Annotated in this window: 6 protein-coding genes; all 6 read left to right on the forward strand. The window is 65.9% G+C overall.

Going from position 1 to position 6,417, the window contains the following annotated elements:
• Positions 1–27 precede the first annotated feature (27 nt).
• Positions 28–744 carry an HAD family phosphatase gene (locus K8V84_RS09070; protein WP_304072957.1) on the forward strand — a complete coding sequence of 239 codons (717 nt, stop codon included), beginning with the start codon at positions 28–30 and terminating at the stop codon, positions 742–744.
• A gap of 160 nt (positions 745–904) precedes the next feature.
• Positions 905–1,411, forward strand: coding sequence for a cellulose synthase (locus K8V84_RS09075; protein WP_304072959.1), 507 nt, complete (start codon positions 905–907; stop codon positions 1,409–1,411).
• Positions 1,412–2,019: 608 nt separating this feature from the next.
• Complete coding sequence (locus K8V84_RS09080; RefSeq protein WP_304072962.1) at positions 2,020–3,057, forward strand: ABC transporter permease; 1,038 nt, start codon at positions 2,020–2,022, stop codon at positions 3,055–3,057.
• Between the two features lie 99 nt (positions 3,058–3,156).
• Entirely contained in the window at positions 3,157–4,905 is a 1,749-nt protein-coding gene (locus tag K8V84_RS09085) for an ABC transporter substrate-binding protein (RefSeq protein ID WP_304072965.1), read from the forward strand.
• A gap of 92 nt (positions 4,906–4,997) precedes the next feature.
• Positions 4,998–6,011 (forward strand): ABC transporter permease, encoded by a 1,014-nt coding sequence (locus K8V84_RS09090; RefSeq protein WP_304072968.1) that lies wholly within the window; start codon positions 4,998–5,000, stop codon positions 6,009–6,011.
• A 48-nt stretch (positions 6,012–6,059) separates the two neighbouring features.
• Positions 6,060–6,417: ATP-binding cassette domain-containing protein (locus K8V84_RS09095; protein ID WP_304072971.1), on the forward strand; the 358-nt coding region annotated here is incomplete at its 3' end.

The following is a 6,417-nucleotide window of genomic DNA, read 5'->3' on the forward strand; positions in this document are numbered from 1 at the left end:
CCGACGGCCACGAGTCGAGAAGAGCCAATGAGCACCGTGAGTTCCGAACTGTCAGAGTCACTTCCAGGCCCCGCCGCCCAGGAGCCCGGCCGCCGTCTGCAGGCGGTCCTGCTGGACATGGACGGCACCCTCATCGAGAGCGAACACCTGTGGAACGAGTCGGAGGCGGAACTGGTCGCCGAACTGGGCGGGGTGTGGACCGAACAGGACCACCTGGCCAACGTGGGCAACGCCGCTACTCCGGTGGGGCGTTACATCATCGAGTTGACCGGGGCCGACCTCACCCCGAGGCAGGTCGCCGACCGGCTCTACGACCGTTTCCGAGCCAAGCTTGAGCAGGGTGCGGAGCTGCGGCCCGGAGCCAAGGAACTGGTCACCATGCTGTCGGAGGCCGGTATTCCGGTGGCGTTGGTGACCTCCACCGAACGCGAGCTGGTGGCCACCGCCATCGGCGGAATCGGCCTGGAGAGCTTCGACGACTCGGTCGCCGGTGACGAGGTGGAGGCCAACAAGCCCCACCCCGACCCCTACCTCAGGGCCGCGCGTCGTCTGGGCGTGGACCCGAGGCGTTGTGTGGCCGTGGAGGACTCGGTGGTGGGGGTGACCTCGGCCGCCGACGCCGGATGCGTGACCATCGCCGTTCCGAACCACATCGACGTCCCGCCCCGCGAGGGCGTGGTGTTCCGCGACAGCCTGGTCGGGGTCGATCTGGACTGGCTGGAGTCGTTGGTCGCCGACCGCTGAAACTCCCGGGTCGTGGACGTTCGTGGCAGGCACGGTAGCGTGGGGGTTCGGGGAGAAGTCGTGCCCGTGCACGCCGTGGATCCGCCGGAAGCCCGGCGGGTGACCCGCCCTAGGGGATGAGCCGGATGTGTGTTCGGGCACGGGATGGGAGACTGGACCTATGCCTGAGACACTGACTATGACGTCCGGCCTCACTTTGGGAGCGGCCCTCGCGGCGGTGGGCCTGATCATCACGTTCTTCGTTTGGCGACGCAAGGGCCTCGCCTTCGGGTTGCGCGGCCTGGCGTGGTCGATGCTCCCGTTGGTGGCGGGGCTGCTCGGCCTGATGAACGTCATCATGCAGTTCGTGCTCGGGCTCTTCGGTGTACTGGCCGGTCTGGTGTTCAACCCGATCGTGTGGGCCGGTGTGGCGTTGGTGCCGCTGATGGTGATCCTGTACGTGGCCTCCGGGTTCATGAAGGCGCGGGGGATCGGCGTGAAGCAGCCCGGCGCCAAGGGCAAGGCCTCGGAGGGCGGGGGCGCGCCGGCCGGGGCGCAGGGCGCTCCCGCAGCCGGTGCGGCCAAGCCCGCCGCCGGTCAGGTCAAGGCGCCACAGCAGAAGAAGGCCGGTGGCGACGAGGACTTCGACGAGATCGAGGCGTTGCTGCGCAAGCACGGCATCGAGTGACCCCCAACGACAGGTGCCCACCCCCGGGAGGGGGTAAAGCGCCGGTCACGCCGGCATGACGACGGCGGTTCCGCTCAGGCGGGACCGCCTTTTTCGTTTCTTTAAGATTACTTATCGGATTCATCCGATTACTTACTGATTCATAGCATCTCGCATAGCGCGTGCCTATGCGTTCCCTTCTTCGCCCCCTCCCCATATGGTGTGGGGGTCGTGGCGGGGTATCGCCCCTGTTCAGGCCCCATCATCGGATGAGTCGCGCTTTGTGTGCTTTAGTCTCTGTGTAGGTCCATTGTTAGCTTTGGTTACGATTTAGCCACATGGACTTGGTTTGGACGGTGGGCTCGTCGTGGGCGAGTAAATTGGTCGTTGTGTAACATCCAGGGCAAAACGGGCCACTGAGTGTCCAAGATCACTAAGTGATCCAGGACCCGTTGTCCGGCGCCGACGAGGTGGGTGATCCTCCTTCCTCGCAGAGCGTGAAGCCCAACCAGCCAGTGTCGAGAACCGACCGGCCCCACCGTGAGACCTCGCAGGGTCGACCCCCCGAGCGATCACGTGTGGGTTCTGTCCTCTCGGTCAGAAGCGCAAGAGTGGAGAGTGGTGGCCTGATGAGTGCGCCCTCGCAAGTCCCTGAGTCGGCAGAGAACGCCGACGCCGTGGACGTCGCAGCGGCGGCCACCCAAGGTCGCAGTGACGCCGACAACCGGTCCCTGAAGCAGATCGCCTGGCAGCGTCTGCGTCGCGACAAGGTCGCCATGGTCTCCGGCGTCGTCGTGGTGCTGCTCATCCTGGCGGCGATCTTCGCGCCGCTGTTGACCAAGTGGTTCGGTCATCCGCCCACCCAGTTCCACCAGGACCTGATCGATCCCAGTCGACGGATCCCCTACCTGGACCCCGACAACCCCGAGGCGGGCATCGACCGCTGGGGCGGCATCAGCTCCGAGCACCCCCTCGGTGTCGAGCCCACCACGGGTCGAGACCTGCTCAGCCGTATCCTCTACGGTGCCCAGATCTCCCTGCTGGTCGCTTTCCTGGCCACCCTGGTCTGCGTCGCCCTGGGCACCGTCCTGGGCATCGTCGCCGGTTACATGGGGGGCTGGGTCGACACCGTCATCAGCCGCTCCATGGACATCTTCCTGGCCTTCCCGTTGATGCTGTTCGCCATCGCCCTGGTCGGAGTCATCCCGGAGGGCGTCCTCGGACTGACCGGAAACGGACTCAGGATCGGCGTCATCGTCTTCATCATCGGCTTCTTCAACTGGCCCTACATCGCCCGCATCGTTCGCGGCCAGACCCTCGCCCTGCGCGAGCGGGAGTTCGTGGAGGCCGCCAAGAGCCTGGGGGCCGGCAACAGGCACATCCTCCTCAAGGAGATCCTGCCCAACCTGATCACGCCGATCATCGTCTACGCCACACTCCTGATCCCCACGAACATCCTGTTCGAAGCGGCCCTGAGCTTCCTGGGCGTCGGTATCAACCCGCCCACCCCGAGCTGGGGCAAGATGCTCTCCGAGGCGGTGCCCTTCTACCAGCAGGCGCCCTACTTCATCATCTTCCCCGGCCTGGCGATCTTCATCACCGTGCTCGCGTTCAACCTGTTCGGCGACGGTCTTCGAGACGCCTTCGATCCCAAAACCTCGGACTGATCCCCGTTCGTGCGGGGCGGTCGGCACCACCCCGCACGGACGTGGATCAACCCGCGGGTCCAACCCATCCCCATCACTGGTCCCAAGAGAGGTAGTTCCTTGAGGAAACGTACCCTTGGCTTCGTCGCGCTCGGCGCGGCGGCCTCCCTCTTCCTGTCCGCCTGCGGCGGCTCCGCCACGGGTGGTGACTCCGACGCCGAGGGTGGTTTCGACCTCGGCTCCACGGAGGTCGTCAACCCGTCGGAGACGACCGGTGGCACGCTCAAGTACGCGATCGCCGGTGACTTCGACTCCACCGACCCCGCCAACACCTACTACGCGTTCAACTGGAACTTCTCCCGTTACTACGCGCGTACGCTCTTGGCCTTCAACCCGGAGCCGGGCGAAGCCGCCACCGACCTGATCCCCGACATGGCGGTGGACCTGCCGGAGGCCAACGACGACTTCACCGAGTGGACCGTCAAGATCAAGGAAGGCCTCAAGTACGAGGACGGTTCCGAGATCACGTCCGAGGACATCAAGTACGGCATCGCGCGCTCCAACTTCAACGGCGGCACGTTCGCCGAGGGCCCGCAGTACTTCTCGGCCCACCTGGACCAGGACGACCACAACGTCTACGAGGGCTCGGACCCGCTCGCGGGCTTCGACTCCATCGAGACCCCGGACGACCACACCCTGGTCTTCCACCTCAAGGACTCCTTCTCCGAGTTCCCGAACGTGCTGACCCAGCCGCAGACCGCCCCGGTGCCGGTCGACGCCGACCGCGGTGAGCTCTACCAGGAGCACGTGGTCTCCTCGGGTCCGTACAAGTTCGACGGCGACTACGAGCCCGGCGTCAAGCTCAACCTGGAGCGCAACGAGCACTGGGACCCCGATACCGACCCCGTCCGTTCGGCTCTGCCGGACCGCATCGAGGTCGAGATCGGCGTCAACCAGGACGAGATCGACGAGCGTCTGGTCAACGGTGAGATCGACGTCGACCTCACCGGTACCGGTGTCGGCCCGTCGATGAAGTCCCGTCTGCTGGACGACGATTCCATCCAGGACAACCTGGACAACCCGTTCACCGGCGCCCTGCGCTACGTGAACATCCACCTCCCGATCATCGAGGACGTGGCCTGCCGACAGGCCATCATGTACGCGGCCGACCGCGACAGCATGTGGCGCGCCTGGGGCGGCGCCGAGGGCGGCGACATCGCCACCAACCTGCTGCCCCCGGCGATCCCGGGTTCCGACCCGGAGTCGGACCTGTACTCGTCCACGGACGGAAAGGGCGACCTGGAGGCCGCCGAGGCCAAGCTCGAGGAGTGCGGCGAGGAAGACGGCTTCAAGACCAACATCGCCGTCCGCGCCGAGCGTGAAGAGGACGTGCAGACCGCCGAGGCGCTGCAGCAGTCGCTGGCTCGTGTCGGCATCGAGGTCGAGGTCAAGTCCTTCCCCGCCGCCGACTTCTTCGGTCAGTACGCCGGTTCCCAGGACTACGTCCGTGAGAACAACATCGGTCTGAGCGTCTCCGGCTGGGGCCCGGACTGGCCCACCGGTTACGGCTTCGCCTCCAAGATCACGCACGGCGACGCGATCATGGAGACCGGTAACTTCAACACCTCCGAGCTCGACGACCCCGAGATCAACGGTCTCTGGGACGAGGCCCTGCTCACCGAGGACCCGGACGAGCGCGCCCTGATCTACGGGCAGATCGACACCCTGGTCATGGAGAACGCCGCCATTTTGCCGGTGGTCTTCGACAAGGCGCTGATCTACCGCTCCGACGAGCTCACCAACGCCTACTACCAGCCCGCGTACATGATGTACGACTTCATGACGCTGGGTGTGGACCGGGGCGAGTAGGTCCCGAAACCAGCCTGAACTAGTACGAAAAGGCAGGTGAAAGCGGCGGGGCATCCGAGGTGATCCCTCGGGTGCCCCGACCGCCGACCGCGATGCTGAACTATATTCTCCGCCGCCTTGGTGCGGGCCTCTTGCTCCTCACCGTCGTCACGGCGGTGACCTTCTGGATCTTCTATGTCCTGCCCCGTTGGGCCGGCGTCACCCCGCACGGTATGGCGGCGATGTACGTGGGCAAGGCGCCCACGCCGGAGGCGCTCGACGCCACCGTGGAACGTCTGGGTCTCAACCAGCCGGTCGCGGTCCAGTTCGTCGAGTTCATCCGCAGCATCCTCTTCGGTCAGGAGTTCACCTTCGGCCGCGAGACCGTCGAGTGCGCGGCCCCCTGCCTGGGCTACTCCTTCACCACCAACTCTCCGGTGCTGCCCCAGATCCTCGACCGCCTTCCGGTCACCCTGTCCCTGGGTCTGGGCGCCGCGGTCATCTGGGTCGTAGGAGGCGTCGCAGTCGGTGTCCTCTCCGCGGTCAAGAAGGGCAGCATCTTCGACCGTCTGGCCATGGGAACCGCCCTCATCGGCGTGTCCCTGCCCATCTACTTCACCGGTCTGCTGGCCCTGTCCTTCCTGGTCCACCAGTGGGGCCTGTTCCCGGTGTCGCGCTACGTCCCCTTCAGCGAGGACCCCGTCGGCTGGTACCAGGTCATGCTCCTGCCCTGGATCACCCTGGCGTTCCTGCACGCCGCCCAGTACGCACGCCAGACCCGCGCGGGCATGCTGGAGACCCTCGGCGAGGACTACATCCGCACGGCCCGGGCCAAAGGGCTGAGCGAGCGCAAGGTGATCTTCAAGCACGCCCTGCGTCCCACCCTGACCCCGATCCTCACCATCCTGGGTCTGGACATCGGGATGGTCCTGGGCGGCGCGATCCTCACCGAGAAGGTGTTCTCCCTGAACGGTGTGGGCGCCTACGCGATCGACTCGATCATCTCCAAGGACCTGCCCGTGATCTTGGGCGTTACGCTCCTGGGCGCCGTGTTCATCGTCGTGTGCAACCTGATCGTCGACCTGCTGTACCCGGTCGTCGACCCGCGGGTGCGGATCACCGCGTGACGCGTGTCAGCGTGAACACCAGACCAGCTCTACCGAAGGAAAAGTGACATGGCCTCGACCGGATCGGCTGCCTCCGACGCAGTCGTGCGCGTGGACGACCTGCGGGTGACGTTCCCGACGATGGACGGAGACGTCCACGCCGTCAAGGGACTGTCCTTCCAGGTCCCGGCCGGTGGCGCCTTGGGCATCGTGGGCGAGTCGGGTTCGGGCAAGAGCGTGACCTCGATGGCCCTGATGGGCCTGCACCGGGGCACCCGCGCCCAGATCACCGGTTCCATCGAGGTGGCCGGGCAGAACGTGGTGACCGTGAGCGACAAGAAGCTGCGACAGATGCGCGGCAACGACATCGCGATGGTCTTCCAGGACCCGATGCAGTCGCTGCACCCGCAGTACACCATCGGCAACC

The organism is Nocardiopsis listeri, assembly GCF_020741345.1.
GTDB lineage: Bacteria > Actinomycetota > Actinomycetes > Streptosporangiales > Streptosporangiaceae > Nocardiopsis > Nocardiopsis listeri_A.

Excerpts from the sequence above, each read along its gene's own strand:
- K8V84_RS09080 (WP_304072962.1), top strand. The coding sequence starts at position 2,020 with ATGAGTGCGCCCTCGCAAGTCCCTGAGTCGGCAGAGAACGCCGACGCC.
- K8V84_RS09075 (WP_304072959.1), top strand. The coding sequence starts at position 905 with ATGCCTGAGACACTGACTATGACGTCCGGCCTCACTTTGGGAGCGGCC.
- K8V84_RS09090 (WP_304072968.1), top strand. The coding sequence starts at position 4,998 with ATGCTGAACTATATTCTCCGCCGCCTTGGTGCGGGCCTCTTGCTCCTC.
- K8V84_RS09070 (WP_304072957.1), top strand. The coding sequence starts at position 28 with ATGAGCACCGTGAGTTCCGAACTGTCAGAGTCACTTCCAGGCCCCGCC.